This window comes from Achromobacter sp. 77 (assembly GCF_020541125.1).
Taxonomy (GTDB): domain Bacteria; phylum Pseudomonadota; class Gammaproteobacteria; order Burkholderiales; family Burkholderiaceae_B; genus Achromobacter; species Achromobacter mucicolens.
In genome coordinates, this window is record NZ_CP059848.1 from 1,575,439 (window position 1) to 1,593,285 (window position 17,847).

Annotated in this window: 17 protein-coding genes and 2 tRNA genes; 9 read left to right on the top strand and 10 right to left on the bottom strand. The window is 66.3% G+C overall.

The features are described 5' to 3' along the window. Positions 1–27: 27 nt before the first annotated feature. The 4 genes from paaN to paaK are packed head-to-tail and all read left to right on the top strand — an operon-like array spanning position 28 to position 4,316. Positions 28–1,692 (top strand): phenylacetic acid degradation protein PaaN, encoded by a 1,665-nt coding sequence (gene paaN / locus H4P35_RS07245; RefSeq protein WP_128827755.1) that lies wholly within the window; start codon positions 28–30, stop codon positions 1,690–1,692. 15 nt (positions 1,693–1,707) lie between these two features. After that, positions 1,708–2,496, top strand: a complete 789-nt coding sequence (gene paaG, locus H4P35_RS07250) for a 2-(1,2-epoxy-1,2-dihydrophenyl)acetyl-CoA isomerase PaaG (protein ID WP_056322341.1) — start codon at positions 1,708–1,710, stop codon at positions 2,494–2,496. Beyond that, positions 2,496–2,966 carry a hydroxyphenylacetyl-CoA thioesterase PaaI gene (gene paaI / locus H4P35_RS07255; RefSeq protein WP_180099141.1) on the top strand — a complete coding sequence of 157 codons (471 nt, stop codon included), beginning with the start codon at positions 2,496–2,498 and terminating at the stop codon, positions 2,964–2,966. Before paaG ends, paaI begins: the two co-directional genes overlap by 1 nt. A gap of 36 nt (positions 2,967–3,002) precedes the next feature. Continuing rightward, on the top strand, positions 3,003–4,316 hold the full coding sequence (paaK, locus tag H4P35_RS07260; protein WP_062838629.1) for a phenylacetate--CoA ligase PaaK: 1,314 nt from the start codon (positions 3,003–3,005) through the stop codon (positions 4,314–4,316). A 41-nt stretch (positions 4,317–4,357) separates the two neighbouring features. Here the strand turns inward: paaK and H4P35_RS07265 are convergent, their stop codons facing one another. The 6 genes from H4P35_RS07265 to radC all read right to left on the bottom strand — a co-directional run bounded on the left by H4P35_RS07265 (position 4,358) and on the right by radC (position 10,491). Further along, entirely contained in the window at positions 4,358–5,758 is a 1,401-nt protein-coding gene (locus H4P35_RS07265) for an MATE family efflux transporter (RefSeq protein WP_155721765.1), read from the bottom strand. Next, complete coding sequence (locus tag H4P35_RS07270) at positions 5,755–7,485, bottom strand: glycosyltransferase family 39 protein (RefSeq protein WP_152383793.1); 1,731 nt, start codon at positions 7,483–7,485, stop codon at positions 5,755–5,757. Before H4P35_RS07270 ends, H4P35_RS07265 begins: the two co-directional genes overlap by 4 nt. Positions 7,486–7,609: 124 nt before the next feature. Next, a complete protein-coding gene (locus tag H4P35_RS07275; RefSeq protein ID WP_008164119.1) occupies positions 7,610–7,876 on the bottom strand; it encodes a type B 50S ribosomal protein L31 in 267 nt (88 codons plus the stop codon). Between the two features lie 226 nt (positions 7,877–8,102). Beyond that, positions 8,103–8,951 (bottom strand): tryptophan 2,3-dioxygenase, encoded by an 849-nt coding sequence (gene kynA, locus H4P35_RS07280; protein WP_226848537.1) that lies wholly within the window; start codon positions 8,949–8,951, stop codon positions 8,103–8,105. A 144-nt stretch (positions 8,952–9,095) separates the two neighbouring features. After that, positions 9,096–9,722: an arylformamidase gene (gene kynB / locus H4P35_RS07285; RefSeq protein ID WP_056322353.1), complete on the bottom strand. Its 627-nt coding sequence runs from the start codon at positions 9,720–9,722 to the stop codon at positions 9,096–9,098. Between the two features lie 91 nt (positions 9,723–9,813). After that, positions 9,814–10,491, bottom strand: a complete 678-nt coding sequence (gene radC, locus H4P35_RS07290) for a DNA repair protein RadC (protein ID WP_152383795.1) — start codon at positions 10,489–10,491, stop codon at positions 9,814–9,816. Between the two features lie 50 nt (positions 10,492–10,541). Between radC and H4P35_RS07295 the strand changes: the two genes are divergently transcribed. The 3 genes from H4P35_RS07295 to maiA are packed head-to-tail and all read left to right on the top strand — an operon-like array spanning position 10,542 to position 12,689. Then, positions 10,542–11,018, top strand: coding sequence for a peptidylprolyl isomerase (locus H4P35_RS07295; protein ID WP_175156248.1), 477 nt, complete (start codon positions 10,542–10,544; stop codon positions 11,016–11,018). Further along, positions 11,018–11,995 carry a 4-hydroxy-3-methylbut-2-enyl diphosphate reductase gene (gene ispH, locus H4P35_RS07300; protein ID WP_056322361.1) on the top strand — a complete coding sequence of 326 codons (978 nt, stop codon included), beginning with the start codon at positions 11,018–11,020 and terminating at the stop codon, positions 11,993–11,995. Before H4P35_RS07295 ends, ispH begins: the two co-directional genes overlap by 1 nt. A gap of 49 nt (positions 11,996–12,044) precedes the next feature. Further along, positions 12,045–12,689, top strand: coding sequence for a maleylacetoacetate isomerase (gene maiA / locus H4P35_RS07305; RefSeq protein ID WP_056322364.1), 645 nt, complete (start codon positions 12,045–12,047; stop codon positions 12,687–12,689). A gap of 12 nt (positions 12,690–12,701) precedes the next feature. On the opposite strand, the gene H4P35_RS07310 is transcribed toward maiA, so the two are convergent. The 4 genes from H4P35_RS07310 to H4P35_RS07325 all read right to left on the bottom strand — a co-directional run bounded on the left by H4P35_RS07310 (position 12,702) and on the right by H4P35_RS07325 (position 16,404). Next, the gene (locus tag H4P35_RS07310; RefSeq protein ID WP_226848538.1) at positions 12,702–14,141 is read right to left on the bottom strand and encodes a DegQ family serine endoprotease; all 1,440 of its coding nucleotides are present in this window, start codon (positions 14,139–14,141) and stop codon (positions 12,702–12,704) included. 63 nt (positions 14,142–14,204) lie between these two features. Next, positions 14,205–15,533, bottom strand: a complete 1,329-nt coding sequence (locus H4P35_RS07315; protein ID WP_226848539.1) for an ATP-binding protein — start codon at positions 15,531–15,533, stop codon at positions 14,205–14,207. Further along, a complete protein-coding gene (locus tag H4P35_RS07320; RefSeq protein ID WP_180099145.1) occupies positions 15,530–16,189 on the bottom strand; it encodes a response regulator in 660 nt (219 codons plus the stop codon). Before H4P35_RS07320 ends, H4P35_RS07315 begins: the two co-directional genes overlap by 4 nt. Before the next feature lie 139 nt (positions 16,190–16,328). After that, positions 16,329–16,404, bottom strand: a tRNA-Thr gene (locus H4P35_RS07325). Between the two features lie 215 nt (positions 16,405–16,619). Between H4P35_RS07325 and H4P35_RS07330 the strand changes: the two genes are divergently transcribed. After that, positions 16,620–16,695: transfer RNA gene (locus H4P35_RS07330), tRNA-Asn, on the top strand. A 90-nt stretch (positions 16,696–16,785) separates the two neighbouring features. Then, complete coding sequence (locus H4P35_RS07335; protein WP_226848540.1) at positions 16,786–17,787, top strand: GTP-binding protein; 1,002 nt, start codon at positions 16,786–16,788, stop codon at positions 17,785–17,787. The last annotated feature ends 60 nt before the right edge of the window (positions 17,788–17,847 follow it).

Sequence of the window (17,847 nt, forward strand, 5' to 3'; positions counted from 1 at the left end):
CATTCAAATCTTATTGGAGAGACAAGCGTGTCCCAGAAATTCTTCGAACGCCACCAGCCCCTGCTGGAACAATCCCTGGCAGCCGCCGCGCTGCGCGGCTACTGGAGCCCGTTTGCCGAGTCGCCCAGCCCGCGCAACTATGGCGAGACCGCCAACGACGAGGGTCGCGCCGCCTTTGAAGCCCTCAAGGGCAAGCCCTTTCCGCTGAACCTGCACGATGCCGACGGCGTCGTGGGCGGCGAAAAATCGCCCTATGGTTTCGACCTGGGCATCACCTATCCGCGCGTGCCGGCCGACAAGCTGATCGCCGCTTCCAAGCGCGCGCTGCAAGACTGGCGCCGCGCCGGTCCCCACGCCTGGGTGGGCGTGTCGCTGGAAATCCTGGCGCGCCTGAACAAGCTCAGCTTCCAGATCGCCTACGCGGTCCAGCACACCACCGGTCAGGGCTTCATGATGGCCTTCCAGGCCGGCGGCCCCCACGCGCAGGACCGCGGCTTTGAAGCCGTCACCTACGCCTGGCAGGAGATGTCGCGCATTCCGGGCGTCGCCGTCTGGGAAAAGCCGCAGGGCAAAAACGATCCCATCCGCATGGAAAAGCACTTCACGATCGTGCCGCGCGGCGTCGCGCTGGTGATCGGCTGCTCGACCTTCCCGACGTGGAACGGCTACCCCGGGCTGTTTGCCAGCCTGGCGACGGGCAACACCGTCATCGTCAAGCCGCACCCGGGCGCAATCCTGCCTCTGGCCATCACCGTGAAGGTGGCGCGCGAAGTGCTGCAGGAAGCCGGCTTCGATCCCGACGTCGTGCAGCTTGCCGCCCATGAAGCGGGCGACGACACCGCGCAGAAGCTGGCGCTGGACCCCGCGGTCAAGATCGTCGACTTCACCGGCAGCACCGCCAACGGCGACTGGCTGGAGAACAATGCGCGCCAGGCCCAGGTCTACACCGAGAAGGCCGGCGTGAACCAGGTCATCATCGATTCGACCTCGGACCTGAAGGGCGTGGCCCGTAACCTGGCGTTCTCGCTGGCCCTGTATTCCGGCCAGATGTGCACGGCGCCGCAAAACATCTACGTGCCGCGCGACGGCATCAACACGCCCGAAGGCCGGGTCAGCTTCGACGACGTGGCTGCCGCGTTGGGCGTGGCGCTGGAAAAGGTCGGCGCCGATGCCGCCAAGGCCGTCGAACTGACGGGCGCCATCCAGAACGAAGGCATCGTCGAGCGCATCGAGAAGGCGCGCGCCTTGGGTCTGCCGGTCGTGGCCGACAGCAAGACGCTGGTCCATCCGCAGTTCGAGAACGCGCGCGTGCGCACCCCGCTGTTGCTGCGCACCGAGGCCGGCAACCCCGCGCTCAGCCAGGAATGGTTCGGTCCCATCGCGTTTGTCGTGGCCACCGATTCCACGGCGCACAGCATCCAGCTGGCGCGTGACAGCGTCATCGAGCACGGCGCGCTGTCCCTGTCCGCCTACACCACGGACGAGCGCGTGGCCGAGCAGATCCAGGACGCCGCCGAAGTGTCGGGCGTATCGCTGTCGCTGAACCTGACCGGCGCGGTGTTCGTCAATCAGACCGCGGCCTTCAGCGACTTCCATGGCACCGGCGCCAACCCGGCGGCCAACGCGGCGCTGTCGGACACGGCGTTCGTCTCCAACCGCTTCCGCGTGGTGCAAACCCGCCGTCACATCTAAGCCGGGCGATCGCACATGACCTACCAGGATATTCAATTCGACCTGTCGGGCGGCATCGCGCGCCTGACGCTTAACCGCCCGGACAAGCTCAACAGCTTCACGGCCAACATGCACGCGGAAGTTGCCGACGCGCTGACCCGCGTCGAAACCGAAGGCGCGCGCGTGCTGGTGCTGACGGGCGCCGGCCGCGGTTTCTGCGCCGGCCAGGACCTGAGCGAGCGCAAGCCCGCGCCCGACGGCACGCCGCCCGATCTGGGCGAGACCGTCGACAAGTTCTACGCGCCGCTGGTGCGCCGGCTGGGCGCCTTGCCCATGCCGGTCGTGGTGGGCGTGAACGGCGTGGCGGCGGGGGCGGGCGCCAATCTGGCGTTTGCGGGCGACATCGTCATCGCCAAGGCGTCGGCCAACTTCATCCAGTCGTTCTGCCGCCTGGGGCTCATTCCGGATACGGGCGGCACGTTCGCGCTGCCCCGTCTGGTGGGCCGCGCCCGTGCCATGGGCCTGGCCATGCTGGGCGACAAGCTGAGCGCCAAGCAGGCAGAAGAGTGGGGCCTGATCTGGCAATGCGTGGCCGACGAGGAATTCGACGCCGCGCTGGAGCGCCTGGCCACGCATTTCGCGGCCGCGCCCACCAAGGGCCTGGCGTTCACCAAGCGGGCGCTGCAGGCCAGCCTGGGCAATGACCTGTCCACGCAGCTGGACCTGGAACGCGACATGATGCGCGAACTGGGCCGCAGCGCCGACTATGCCGAAGGCGTGGCCGCATTCCTGGGCAAACGCGAACCGCAGTTCAAGGGGCAATGATGAGCGTTCACGTTCCCCCCGTTGAAGTGCCTGCCGATCCGCAGGAACTGGCGCAGGCCGTGGGCTCGGTGATGTATGCCGGCGACGCGGCCTCGCAAGGCCTGGACATGAAGGTCGAGGAAATGGCGCCGGGCTACGCGCGGCTGACCATGCGGGTGCGGCCCGACATGCTGAACGGCCACAAGACCTGCCACGGCGGCTTCATCTTCGCCCTGGCCGACAGCGCCTTCGCGTTCTCGTGCAATTCGCGCAATGTCAGCACCGTGGCGTCGGGTTGCACGATCGACTATCTGGCGCCGGGATTCGAGGGCGACCTGCTGACCGCCGTGGCCCAGGAGCGTTCGCTCGCTGGCCGCACCGGCGTCTACGACGTCACCGTGACCAACCAGGACGGCCGCAACGTGGCCTTGTTCCGGGGACGTTCGTACCGCATCAAGGGCCAGATCGTCGGGACGCCCGCGGACGCCTGACTGCATTACAGAACCAAAGAGAAGAGAGACATCATCATGCCCAACACCATGAGCAAGCCGGGACTGGATCCTATCGAGCATGCCAGCCAGGACGAGCTGCGGGCGCTGCAGCTGGACCGCTTGAAGTGGACCCTCAAGCATGCGTACGAAAACGTGCCGCACTACAAAAAGGCGTTCGACGAAGCCGGCGTGCACCCGGACGACCTGAAGCAGTTGTCCGATATTTCGAAGTTCCCGTTCACCACCAAGAAAGAACTGCGCGAGAACTATCCGTTCGGCATGTTTGCCGTGCCGCGCGAGCGCATCTCGCGCATCCACGCGTCCAGCGGCACGACCGGCAAGCCGACCGTGGTGGGCTACACGCAGGGCGACCTGGACAACTGGGCCAACCTGGTGGCCCGTTCGATCCGCGCGGCGGGCGGCAAGCCCGGCGATACGGTTCACGTGGCCTACGGCTACGGGCTGTTCACGGGCGGCCTGGGCGCGCACTACGGAGCCGAACGCCTGGGATGCACGGTCATTCCGATGTCGGGCGGACAGACTGAAAAGCAGGTCCAGCTGATCAATGATTTCCGTCCGGACATCATCATGGTCACGCCTTCCTATTTCTGCAACATCCTGGAAGAGCAGCGCCGCCAGGGTATCGATCCGCGTCAAAGCTCGCTGCGCATCGGCATTTTCGGGGCCGAACCCTGGACGGGCCAGATGCGCGCCGACATCGAGGCCGAAGCCGGCATCGACGCCGTCGACATCTATGGCCTGTCCGAAGTGATGGGCCCGGGCGTGGCGAGCGAATGCGTCGAGACCAAGGACGGTCCGGTCGTCTGGGAAGATCATTTCTACGCCGAGATCATCAACCCGGACACGGGCGAACCGGTGGCCGACGGCGAACCGGGCGAACTGGTGTTCACGTCGCTGACCAAGGAAGCGATGCCCATCGTGCGCTACCGCACGCGCGACCTGACCCGCCTGTTGCCGCCCACGGCGCGCAGCATGCGCCGCATCGGCAAGATCACGGGCCGCAGCGACGACATGCTGATCGTGCGCGGCGTGAACATGTTCCCCACGCAGGTGGAAGAACTGGTCCTGAAGATCGCGCAGCTTGCGCCGCATTACCAGCTGGTGCTGAGCCGCACGGGCAACATGGACGAGCTGGAGATCCTGACCGAAGTGCGCGCCGAGTTCTCGGGCCTGTCCGACGCTGAACGCGCCAATCTGGGCAAGCAGTTGCAGCACGCGGTCAAGACGCACATTGGCGTCAGCGCGCGCATCCAGGTGTCGGATGCCGGGCATGTGGAACGCACGTTGACCGGCAAGGCGCGCCGGGTGATCGACAAGCGTCCGAAGTAAAAAAAAGCAGCCGCAAGGCTGCTTTTTTCATTGCGCCGTCACTACTGCCCCACGGTGCGCAGGATCCGCCGGTACCAGAAGTGCAGCAGGGCGGCCGACAACGCCAGGCCGAACATGGCCATCAGCCACATGCTGCCGGCGCCTTGCGGCGATCCCGGCACCAGCAGGTCTCGCAGGCCGTCGATGCCGCCCTGGCCGGGACCGAAGCCGAACCACCAGCCGCCCACCAGTCCCACGCCGGCCAGCGCGACCGTCTGCAGGATCAGCGGCACGACGGCGATCTTGTAGGCGCGCAGTAGGTACGAGTTGATGCACTGCATCGAATCGAACAGATGGAACAGCGGCAGGACGGCGAGCAACGTGGTCGCCACGGCAGCGACCGCGGCGTCGTCCGTGTACGCGGCCAGGATGAGCGGGCGGCCGATCAGCAGCACGGCGGCCGTCAGCAGCGCGCCTATCAGGCCCAGCGCCAGGCCGGCCATGCCGGTGCGGTGCGCATGCGCGTAGTTGCCCGCGCCGATGGCCTGCGCCGTCAGCGCGGCGGTCGCCACGCCCAGCGCCATCGGCATCATGTAGCAGAGCGCGGCCAGGTTCGACATGATCTGATGCCCGCCGGTCACGAAGGTGCCCTCGCGCGCCACTAGCAGCGCCATGAAGGTGAACGCCGACACCTCGACCAGGTAAGAGCCGCCCATCGGGACGCCCAGACGCAGCAGTTCCTTGAGCGCCTTCCAGTCCGGCTTGCCGATGCGCAGCTGGAAACGGCGGTAGTAGCGGTCGTGCGTGATCACCCACAGGCCCAGGCCCAGGCTCATCCAGGACACCACGGCCGTGGCCAGCCCCGCGCCGGCCGCGCCCATCGCGGGCAGGCCCAGCTTGCCGTAGATGAAGATCCAGTTGAACAGCGCCTTGAAGCCGATGATGGACAGGTTGATGGCCATGACGAGCTTGGGCCGCGACACCGCGGTGCCCAGCGCATAGATGGTGCGGAACACCAGCGCGGCGGGCAGGGCCAGGACCAGCGCCTGCAGGTAGGACGCGATGCGGTCTCGCACGCCGGGGGCAACATCGCCCGACATGAAGAGCCACATGTCCGGAAACAGCATCAGCACCGCGCCCACGACCGACAGGCCAAGCGCCAGCCACACGCCCTGGCCCCAGCTTTTGCCGACTTCCAGGTTGTTGCCGGCGCCGAATTGCTGCGCCAGGATCGGGATCAGGGCATGCACGACGCCCATCAGGCCGACGAAGATCGTGATGTAGATGGAAGCGGAAAGCGCCATCGCCGCCAGGTCGTCGGGGCTGGAATGCCCCGTCATGGCGGTGTCCAGCACGCCGAACGAAATGCTGGCCCACTGGCTGATGAGCACGGGCCAGGCCTGCTTGAGGATCCCGCGCAGGGTGGCGCCGAAGGTCATCGGCGCCGTCATGGCAGGGGTCATGGCTTGGCGCCGGTGCGCAGCAGGCGGAAGGTTTCGGAACGGTCGGCGCGGCGGCCGCCTTGCCAGAGGACTTCGGCGCCTTCGCTGTAGGCAGCGGTGCCGTCGCGCAGGCTTTGGTTGGTGGTCTGTTGCAGGACCAGCGTGCAGCGCGTGTCGAACGGGAACGACAGGTTGTTGAAGATGAGGAACGAGGCGCGTTGCCCGCTGCCCAGGCTCAGGCCGCGGATGCACTCGCCAGGACGCTTGTGCTGCGCGATGGCCTCGGCCAGCTGGCCCGACACGGTGCGATAGCTGCGCGCGTAGTCCACCGCGGGTTGCCACAGCAGCACCAGCAGGATCCAGGTCACGGTCAGGCCGCCAGCCGACAGCACCGTGCCGCGCCACAGCGCCTGCGGGCGCACGCGCAGCCGCCATACGACCAGGACGATCCACCCCAGCGTGAAAAGGACGGCCAGGGCAAAGGCCACCCACGAGATCACGGGCTCATAGCCGGTGGTCTGGCGGGCGATGTTGCGGGAAATCTGCGCCGGCCAATGGAAATGCAGCGCCACCCAACCGAGCCAGGCCGTGGCCACGGTCAGCGAAAAGCACATGACGGCAAACCAGTCCAGCGTGTTCACCACGCCGCGGCGCAGGGTGGGTAGCGAGAACGCGCCCAGCACCGCGCACGGCACGGCCAGCAGCACGAATTCGGAATCGCCGGCCTCGTCCACGAAGAACAGGATGACGGTTGAGCACGCCAGCAGCATCAGGGGCACCCAGATGTGCGGGGCATGGATCCAGGCACGCCAGCGCCAGATGGCCAGCAGCGCCAGCGGCCAGGTCGGCCACAGGTACCACGGCAGGTCGCGCAGTGTGCGGGCGGCGTCGTGCAGGCCCGGGATGGCGAACGACGACAGGTTCCAGGTCTTCCAGTTGCGAATCCAGTATTCGCTGCCCTGGCTGGCAGGGATCCACCAGGCGAGGATCAGGCCGGCGGCCAGCACTGCGGCCCAGAGCAGCCAGCGCTTGCATTTCCAGAGCGGGCTGCGGGGATAGAAGGCCAGCGCCGCGCCGATCATGATGGGCAGGGCGCCGACCCAGCCGCGCGTCAGAAAGCTGGCGGCCAGCGCGATGCCCAGTGTGGTGGAGCCGGTGACGGGGCGGTCCACGGTGCGGGCCAGCGAATAGAACGCCAGCGCCTGGCAGGCCATGATCGCGGGCATGACCGTCGTTTCATGGGTGCGCTGCAGGATGCCGACGGTGGCGAGCAGCAGCAGCAGGGCGGCATCGGCCAGCATGCGGCCGTAGTCGCGGGGTTCGGGTTCACCGCCGAAGGGCAGCGCCAGCGGCTGGGCCTCGGCGCGGCGGCCCAGCAGATACGTGCCGTACCAGACGCTCGAGGCCGTGATGCCGAACCACAGCAGGTTGGGTAGGCGGCCGGCGGTGATGTCGCCGATGAACGGGCCAAACAGCCAGATGCTGATCGCGCCCACCCACGTGATCAGCGGACCTTCCTCGGCGTGGGCCAGATGCCCCACCTGCGGCAGCAGCCAAGTCAGGCCGCCTTCGCGGATCGCGGTGATCATGGTCGCCAGTCCGACGGCGTCGTCGGTTTTCCACGGGTCGCGCATGAACAGCCCGGCCACGATGTAGGCCAGGGACAGGCCCAGCAGGATGAGGCGGGGCAGTTTTGCGGTGGCGACCGACGTCAGCCGGGCCGGGGTGGAAATGGAAAGTGGGGACACGGGCGTTAATGTAACCGAGTGGTCGGAATGCGCCACCCCCTGACCGATTGTCCGGCGTCAAGGGGGGAAAAAAAAGCAGCCCGAAGGCTGCCTTTTTGCTGTGACTCCCGCAGGAGCAACAGGATCAGGAAGCGGACTTGACCGTGCCAGCAGTGCGGGCGAAGCGGGCGCGGAACTTTTCCACGCGGCCGGTTTCGACGATGCGGGTCTGGGCGCCAGTGTAGAACGGGTGCGATTCGGAGGTCACGTCGCACTTGAAGAGCGGGTACGTCTTGCCGTCGAGTTCGACGGTTTCGCGCGTCTGGACGGTGGAACGGGTGATGAACTTGTTGCCCGTTTGCAGGTCGGCGAAGACGACTTCGCGGTATTCGGGGTGAATGCCTTCTTTCATGGTGCTTTCCTAGACTCGGTCGAGTCTTTTTCAAGAGTTAGGGTCGCCAGCTACAGCTGCCTGGGTCGCTGCCCGGGTTGGGCTTACCTACACCCATTGGCGCGACAGGCGCTAGCCACGTATCCAAAAAGTAACCCCGCATTCTAGCACGCGATATTGCCCTCGGCCAGCCGTAAGTGGGCGCCTGGGCCAGCCTGCGGCCCGGGCGCCTTGATGCGAGAGAACGTCAGAGATCCGTGCGCAGCTTCCAGATTTCCGGAAACAGCACGACTTCCAGCATGCGCCGCAGGTAATCCACCCCGGACGTGCCGCCCGTGCCGCGCTTGAAGCCGATGACCCGTTCGACCGTCGTCACGTGGCGAAAGCGCCACAGCCGGAAGGCATCTTCCAGGTCGGTCAGCTTTTCGCCCAGCTGGTACAGCGCCCAGTAGCGGTCCGTGTCGCGGTAGACCGCCAGCCACGCGGCTTCAACCGCCGCAGACGCCTGATAGGGCTGCGTCCAATCGCGCTCCAGGTAGTCCGCGGGAATGTCCAGGCCATTGCGCGCCAGCAGCCGCAGCGCCTCGTCATACAGGGACGGCGCCTCGTAGGCGCTTTGCACCTGGGCCAGCAGGTCGGCGCGGTGCGAGTGCGGCTTGAGCATTGCCGCGTTCTTGTTGCCCAGCAGGAATTCGACCTGGCGGTACTGGTAGCTCTGGAATCCGCTCGACCGCGCCAGATAGGGACGCAACGCGGAGTATTCGGGGGGCGTCATGGTGGCCAGCACGTCCCAGGCGTGAACGAGCTGCTCCATGATCTTGCTGACACGCGCCAGCATCTTGAAGGCGGGCTGCAGACGGTCTGCTGCCACGCTGGCGATCGCCGCGCGCAGCTCGTGCAGCATCAGCTTCATCCACAGTTCGCTGGTCTGGTGCTGGATGATGAACAGCATTTCGTTGTGCTCGGGCGACATCGGATGCTGGGCGCCGAGCAGTTCGTCCAGATGCAGGTAATCGCCGTAGGTCATGTCGCGCGCGAAATCGAGCTGCGCTTTTTCCTCGCGGACGATGTCTTCGGGGCGTTCGTTCTGGTTCATGCGCGGCCTCCGGGGCAGGGCGGGGCGGCGCGGCGGGCGGATGCGGGCAGCGCGCGCCAGTGGGGCGCGAAAAGCAATTGCATGGTCGATTCTCCAGGCGGGGCGGCTGCAGTCGCGCAGCCGCTCCCAGGCAGGCAAATCAGCCTACAGTTCGCGCAGGACCGCGCGGACCGGGCTGGCATCGGCCTGGACCAGCGCCAACGGCAAGGCGATCAACTCGTAATCGCCTTCCGGCACGTCGTCGAGCACCAGGTTCTCCAGTACCCGCATGTCATGCCGCAAGATCGTGTGGTGGCTGTCCAGGGTCTTGCTGGAAGCGGGGTCGATGCTGGCGGTGTCCAGACCGATCAGCATGACGCCGCGTTCGGCCAGCCATTCGATCGTCTGGGGCGCGTAGGCGGAGAAGTCGTCCGTCCACCAGTCCTGCGCGGCATGCTTGGCGGTGCGCACCAGCACGCGGGGCGGCAGGTTGTGCGCCGCATGGGCAAGGTGATCGATGGTGATGAGCGCGCCGCAGTCGATCGCGTGGATGACGCGGCAGGGGCCCAGAAAGGGTTCAAGCGAGACCGCGCCGATGGCTGCGGCCCCATTTTGGTAGTGCAGCGGGGCGTCGGCATGCGCACCGATGTGCGGCGACAGCGTGATTTCGCTGACATTGACCGGACAGCCAGGCGTGAGCGACCACTTCCATTGCTGGCGGTACGGCGTGTCGCCCGGAAACACGGGCGATGCCGTCGAGACGGGCGGGGAAATGTCCCACAGGCGTTTCATGGCAGGCAAGAAGGGTCGCGAGGGCCGAAATTTGGTTAAGCCTAAAACAATATCGGGCGGTAGTCTAACGGAATTCCGGCCCGCGTTGCGGTCAGAGGCAGCCCAGCTCGGCCATCGACAGCGCCGAGCCGCCCGCGACGATCAGGTGGTCGACCAGCCGGACGTCCACCAGCGCCAGGGCTTGCTTCAGGTGCCGGGTGAAGCTCTGGTCAGCGGCGCTTGGCGAGGCCACGCCCGATGGATGATTGTGCGCCACGATGAGGGCCGCGGCGTGGTGGCGCAAGGCTTCGCGCACGACCTCCCGGGGGTAGACCGCCGCCTGCGACAGCGTGCCCCGCGCCAGTTCGCCGGTGGCGATCAGGCGCAGCTGGGCGTCCAGGTAGAGCGCGATGCAGTGCTCGACCTGGCGATGCCCGAGCGCCGCCTTGCAGTATTGCTTCACGCGGGTCGGGTGGTTCATGGCGATGTCCCTGACCAGGTCTTCTTCCAGCGCCCGGCGCGCCAGTTCCAGCAAGGCCGCCAGGGTGCAGGCCTTGGACGAGCCCAGGCCGGCGACGGCCATCAGTTCCTCGGGCGAGGTGCTTAAAAGGCCGCGCAGGCCGCCGAACCGGTCCAGCAGCTGGCGGCACAGATCCACCACATTCAGCCCCGGAATGCCCGTGCGCAGGGCGACGGCAAGCAGCTCGGCGTCCTGGATGGATGCGGCCCCGTGGCGCAGCATGCGCTCTCGGGGACGGTCTTGTTTTGGCAGCCGGACGGACAATTTCATAAGAGGCTCTAAAATCAGGGTTTACTCAAATACCCATACGGTGGCAGATCGTGAGCATCGCCTCTAATGAAGTGAACGTTTTGGTCCGTCCGGATTCCTACCTGACGCTGCATTACCGCATCACGCTGGCGTCCGGCCCGGGCGCGGGCTCCATCTTCACGGATACCTTCGACGGCCGGCCCGGCACGCTGCAAATGGGCAGCGGCCAATGGGCGCCCGGCCTTGAGGCCGCATTGGTCGGCCGCGCCGAAGGCGACAAGTTCAGCGTCACCATCGAGCCCGCCGATGCCTATGGCGACCGCAACCCCGAACTCATCCAGCGCGTCACGCGCGCCATGCTGGCCGAACACGCGGGTGCGGATGCCACCTTCGAACCCGGCGACCTGGTCGAATTCACCGCGCCCAACGGGGGCCGCTACTCGGGCGTCCTGAAGGAAATCAACGACGATTCGGCCCTGTTCGATTTCAACCACCCGCTGGCGGGCATCAGCCTGAAAGTGGACGTCGCGCTGCTGGGAGTGCTTTGATGAGCCAGGCTGTCACCGCCTCCGACGCCGAAGTCCTGCTGGCGCAGCCGCGCGGCTTCTGTGCAGGCGTGGATCGCGCCATCGATATCGTCGAGCGGGCCATCGAGCTGCACGGCGCGCCCATCTATGTGCGCCACGAGATCGTTCACAACCGCTATGTCGTCGAAGACCTGCGCGCCAAGGGCGCCATCTTCATTGACGAGCTCGAGGACGCCCCGGCGGGCGCCATCGTGGTGTTTTCGGCGCATGGCGTCTCCAAGGCCGTGCGCGCCGAAGCCGAATCGCGCGGCCTGCAAGTGTTTGACGCCACCTGCCCGCTGGTCACCAAGGTCCACATAGAAGTCGCGCGCATGCGCGCGGCCGGCCGCGAGATCATCATGATCGGCCACAAGGGCCATCCCGAGGTCGAGGGCACCCTGGGGCAGGCGCAGGGCGGCATGTATCTCGTCGAAACCGTCGAGGACGTGGCCGGCCTTGATGTCGCAAACCCTGAAAACCTGGCCTTCGTCACGCAGACCACGCTGTCGGTCGACGACGCGGCCGCCGTGTCGCAGGCGCTCAAGGCGCGTTTTCCCAACATTGCCGAGCCCAAGAAGAGCGACATCTGCTATGCGACGCAGAACCGGCAGGACGCGGTCAAGGTCATGGCGCCCGAATGCGACCTGGTGCTGGTCGTGGGCAGCCCGAACAGTTCGAACTCCAACCGGCTGCGCGAAGTGGCCGAGCGCAAGGGCGTCGCGTCCTATCTGATCGACGGCGCGGATTCCATCGATCCGGCCTGGCTGGCTGGCCGCAAGCGCATTGGCGTGACCGCGGGCGCCTCGGCGCCGGAAGTGCTGGTGCAGCAGGTGATTGCGCGGGTCAAGGAACTGGGCGCCGTCTCGGTGCGCAAGATGCCGGGGCTTGAGGAAAACGTCGCGTTCCCGTTGCCCAAGGGCTTGTCGCGCAAGGCGGCCCAGACCGAATCGCTGGAATGAACAAGCGCCGCCCACGCGGGCGGCGCCACAAGAACACCGAGGAGACTTCATGCAGCTCTACAGCTACTTCCGCAGCTCGGCCGCTTACCGCGTTCGCATCGCCTTGAACCTGAAGGGCTTGCCCTACGAATACGTGCCGGTCCATCTGCTGAAGGACGGCGGCCAGCAGCTGTCGGCCGATTACCGCAAGGTGAATCCGACCGCTCTGGTTCCGGCGCTGGTCGACGGCGATGCGGTTATCGGCCAATCGCTGGCCATCATCGAATACCTGGAAGAGACCCATCCCCAGACGCCGCTGCTGCCGGCCGACGCCATCGGCCGCGCCCGGGTGCGCGATCTGGCGCTGGGCATTGCCTGCGACACGCATCCGCTGAACAACCTGCGCGTGCTGAAGTACCTGAAGCACACGCTGGGCGTGGACGAAGCGGCCAAAACCGCCTGGTACAAGCACTGGGTGCATCAGGGGCTCGAAGCCCTGGAAGCCCAGTTGGCCGGCTCAAGCGCCACGGGCCAGTTCTGCCACGGCGACACGCCCACCATCGCGGACCTGTGCCTGGTGCCGCAAGTGGCGAATGCGCAGCGCTTCGAGTGTGACCTGTCGGCCATGCCCAATGTGCTGCGCATCGATGCGGCGTGCCGGGCCTTGCCGGCTTTCGAAAAGGCCGCGCCGGGCAACCAGCCCGACGCGGAGTGACACAGCGGCCGGTCAGCCGATCTGCACCGGCACGAAGATCTTGTCTTCGCCCCGCTTCACCAGCAAGGCCACGGTCTTGCCCGCCTTGGACAACTCGGCCTTCACCTGGCCGACGTTGTGCACCGGCACACCATTGAGCGACAGCAGCACGTCGCCGGGCTGAATGCCAGCCTTGGCGGCGGGGCCGGCCGAACGTTCGATCAGCAAGCCTTCCGCTCCGGCCTCCTGTTGCTCCTGCGGGCTCAGGGGGCGCAGCGCCAGCCCAAGCTGGCCGCGCTGCACTTCCTGGCCGTCGGCCGACGCCTGCGTCTTGTCCTTGGGCACGCCACCCAGCGTCGCGACCATTTCCTTCTGCCCGCCATTGCGCCACACGTCCAGCTTGATCTTCTCGCCGGGGGCGGCCATGGTGATCGTGGAAGCCAGGTCGCCCGACGACACGATGGTCTTGCCGTCGATCTTGCGCACCACGTCGCCCGGCTGCAGTCCGGCCTTATCCGCCGCGCTGCCCTTTTCGACGCTCGACACCAGCGCGCCCGACGGCGAATCCAGCTTGAACGAATCGGCCAGGTCCTGGTTCACTTCCTGGACCGTCACGCCCAGGCGCGCATGCTGCACCTTGCCGTGCTCGAGGATCTGGTCCTTGATCTTGTAAGCCAGGTCGATGGGGATCGAGAACGACAGACCCTGGAAGCCGCCGGTGCGGCTGTAGATCTGCGAGTTGATGCCCACGACTTCGCCGCGGTCGTTGAACAGCGGGCCGCCCGAGTTGCCCGGGTTCACGGCCACGTCGGTCTGGATGAACGGCACCGACGTGTCGTCCGGCAGCGAGCGGCCCTTGGCGCTGACGATGCCGGCGGTGGCGGTGTTCTCCAGGCCATAGGGCGAGCCGATGGCCAGCACCCATTCGCCCACCTGCAGCTTGTTGACGTCGCCCACCTTGACCACCGGCAGGTTCTTCGCATCGATCTTGATGACGGCAACGTCGGTCTGCGGATCGGCGCCCAGGACCTTGGCCTTGTACTCGCGGCGGTCGGTCATCTTCACGGTCACTTCCTTGGCGTCCTGGACCACGTGCGCGTTGGTCAGGATGATGCCGTCCGAGCTGACGATGAAGCCCGAGCCTTCGCCGCGCATCGGCACTTCACGGGCCGGCGCGCGGCCGCGAGAGCCGGGAATCTGGCCAAAGAACTGGGCGAACGGGTCGTCGCTCTCGTCGGCGGACACCTTGCGTGTGCCACTCACGCTGATGTTGACGACGGCCGGACCGGATTCGCGTGTGATCTGCGCGAAATTGGGCGGCACGGACGCGCTGATCGGCTGCGAAGCCGCGGTGGGGGCGTCGGCAGCCATCGAAACGCTGCCGGTCAAGGCAGTGGCACCTGCGCCGCCAATGGCGCCGGCGGCCAGCAGCGCCATGATGAGGCGCGAGGGTTTGATTTGCGTGGTCTTCATGTCGGCTCCTGCGATCATGTTGGGGACATGGCGCTATCTTCAGGCCCGACACTTAGGGGAAACTTAAGCAGGGAAATCCACGCGCGCGCGCAGGCCCTGGCCGGCAGGCGGATCTTCCAAAGTGATGGTGGCGCCATGGCGGTCGGCGATGGTGCGCGCGATGGCCAGCCCCAGCCCGCTGCCATGCGTCGTGTTGCCTTCGGCGCGATAGAAGCGGTCGAACACGCGCTCGCGCTCGTGGATGGGGATGCCCGGTCCCGCGTCGTCGATCAGCAGCGAGACCCGGTCCGGCGTGCGGTCCAGGCGGATGCCGACGCGCCCGCCGGCAGGCGAGTGCTTGATCGCGTTGTCCAGCAGATTGCGCGCAAGCAGCACCAGCGCATCGCGATTGCCGCGCACCTGTGCCTCTGCCTCGCCGTCCAGCGCAATGTCGATGGATTTGGCGCTCGCCTGCGGCAGCGTCTCGGATATGGCCTGGCGCAGCACGTCGGCCAGATCCACGGGCGCAAGCGGCGTCTGCGCCTGCGCGCCTTCCTGGCGCGCCATCGACAGCAACTGCTCGACCAGCCGCGTGGCGCGATCGATGCCCGCGGCCAGGCGCTGCTCGGCAACCTGGCGGGCCTCGGGGTCGGTTGCGCGCTGCAGCGCCTGCATCTGCAGGCGCAATGCCGCCAATGGCGAGCGCAATTCGTGCGCCGCGTCGCCCACGAATTGCTTCTGTTGGGCAAAGGCGCCGCGCATGCGTTCGAGCAGCAGGTTCAGTTCCTGCACCAGCGGGCGGATTTCATCGGGCAGCCCCCGCACGCTCACGGGCGACAGGTCTTCGGGCTGGCGCGCGGCCACTTGCGCGCGGGCGCGCTTGACCGGCCGCAGCGACCAGCTCACGACGCACCAGATGATCAGCATCAGCAGCGGCGCGGCCGCGGCGATCGGCGCGACGGTGCGCAGGGCAAGCGCGCTGGCCATGTTCTTGCGCACGCGCATATCCTGCGCCACCTGGATCACCTGGAAGGGCGTGGCCAGCGAATACACGCGGTAGGTCTCGCCCTCGAGCCTGGCATCCGAAAACCCCAGCACGATCTGGCTGGGCAGGCGCAGGCGGGAGCGCGAATTGAAGACCCGCAGGCCGTCCGGCGTCCAGATCTGGATGATGAGATCGTCGGCAACCGGCGAACCCGCCCCGCGCGCGTGCGTCGGCCCCGTGCTGAGCAAGCCGTCGCCGGTGCCCAGAGACAGCGCGGTGCGCTGCAGCAGCGAATCGAAGATGTCGTCGGCTTGCGCCAAGGTGCTGCGGTAGGCGATTGCGCCTTGCACCAGCGCGCCGACCGCGATGGCGGCCAGCAGAAAGAAAAGCAGCCTGGCTCTCAGCGAGTAGCTAAGCGGAATGCTCATGTTTTGGGGATGACATAGCCGACGCCTCTGACGTTCTGGATCAGGTTCGGACCCAGTTTCTTGCGCAGGCCATGAATATAAACCTCAACGGCATTGCTGCTGATGCTCTCCTTCCAGCTGTAGAGTTTTTCTTCGAGCTGGGCGCGCGAGAAGATCATGCCGGGCCGGGCGATCAGGGGTTCCAGCACCGCCCATTCGCGGGCGGTCAGCGTGACCGGCGCGCCGTCGACCATGGCGGCATGGGACTGCGGGTCGATGGTGATGCCTTCGTGTTCGAAGATGGGTTCGGCCCGGCCCGCGCTGCGGCGGATCAGCGCCCGCATGCGAGCCAGCAGTTCGTCCACGTCGTAGGGCTTGACGATGTAGTCGTCGGCGCCGGCGTCCAGCCCCGCGATCCGGTCGCTGACCGCGTCGCGCGCGGTGGCGATGAGCACCGGCGTACGGTCCTTGCGCGTGCGCATGTCGCGCAGCAAGCTCAGCCCGTCGCGCTTGGGCAGGCCCAGGTCGAGCAGGACAAGGTCGTAGGGGTCGGTGCGCAGCGCCGAGTCCGCCGCGCTGCCGTCCCGGACCCAATCAACGGCGTAGTGTTCCGCGCGCAGGCAGTCCAGCACGCTTTCGCCGATCATCATGTCGTCTTCCACGAGAAGAATGCGCATGGTTTTTTCCGCTGGGGTGGTCCAAGGGGGTTGGACGCGCGGCGATCAGCCCGAGTTCCCGGCTGGGGAGGCGCGGGCGGGACGAGGATCGGGGGCGGAAATGAAAAAAGCAGCCCGAGAGGGCTGCTTTTTGGAAATCTGGTGCCGGCAATAGGAGTCGAACCTACGACCTTCGCATTACGAATGCGCTGCTCTACCAACTGAGCTATGCCGGCAAGACCATTTGCTTTTGTTTCTGGACCAAGCCGGAAAGCGCTAAGCAAAACATCTTTTTTCTTTCCCGTTCGATGCCTTTTTTGGGGCCCGATCTGGAAAGACCGAAATCATATCAGAGTTTTTTCGCGATGGGAAACAAGGAGTGAAAAAAATCCGGAAAAAGATGGTGTTTGCACGCGATGAATTTTTAGTTCATAATTTCGGTCTTGGCAGATCCCCGATAGCTCAGTCGGTAGAGCGACGGACTGTTAATCCGCAGGTCGCTGGTTCGAGCCCAGCTCGGGGAGCCAAAAGAATGTTGGGCCGCTCACGCAAGTGAGCGGCCCTTTTGGTTTTTGCGGCGTGGCGCCGTTGCGCGTCCATCAAAGGGTCGAATCGGCATGAGTGACGACAAGCGCGTGGGCGTGACCGTAGTGTCCGGCTTTCTGGGCAGCGGAAAGACGTCGCTGCTCAATCGCCTGCTGCAAGAGCCCGCCTATGCCGGCGCGGTGGTCATCGTCAACGAATACGGCGATATCGGGGTCGATCATCATCTGGTCCGGCTCGCCCCGGACAATGTCGTGTTGGTCGAGGGCGGCTGCCTGTGCTGCGTCGTCAGCGGCTCGGTGGTCGACACCTTGCGCGATCTGTTCATGTCGGCGCTCGGGCGCAAGATCAAGCCGTTTCGGCACGTCGTCATCGAAACCAGCGGCCTCGCGGATCCGGCGCCCATTCTCTTCACGCTCAAGCATGACCGGTTTCTGGCCGAACGCTACGTGTACCGGGGCGCGATCGTGGTGGTGTCGGCGACGCAGGGCGCCGGGCAGTTGCAGACGCAGCCCGAGGCGTCCCGGCAGCTGGCGCTCGCCAACACGGTTGTGGTCAGCAAGTCCGACCTGGCCGATCAGGCGCAAGTGCAGCAGGTCGAGCGGGCGATTGCCGCCGTCAATCCCGGCGCGCGGCGGTGCGTGCAGCGCCCGGACGAGCCGCTTGCGCTCATGCTGCGCGAGGCGCCGGATCTTTTTGCGCGGCAGGACGGCGTGATTGCCGCCAATTGGCTTGCGGCCTTTTCCACGCCGCCGGGCGCTCGGCATGCGGGCGTGGGCAGTGTGTCGATCACGTTGCGGGCGCCCGTCGGGCGGGCAGCGTTTCTGGCAGGCATCGCCCGGATCCAGGAGCGCTATGGGCAGGGCTTGCTCAGGATGAAGGGGCTGATCTGCTTCGAGGGTGAATCGATGCCCTGCGAGGTGCACGGCGTTCATGGCGAGTTGTACCCGCTGCATCCCTTGCGCGCGTGGCCGGACGAATCGCGCGCGTCGCGGCTGGTGCTCATCGTGCGTGGCGTGGCGGAGACGGAAGTGGCCGGGGCCGTGCGCGAGGCGCTGGGTCAGCCCGCGGCCTGATCCTTTCGAAGGACCCCGTTTCATTGATCGATATTCCGTTGCGGATGCGGCGCGGAAATA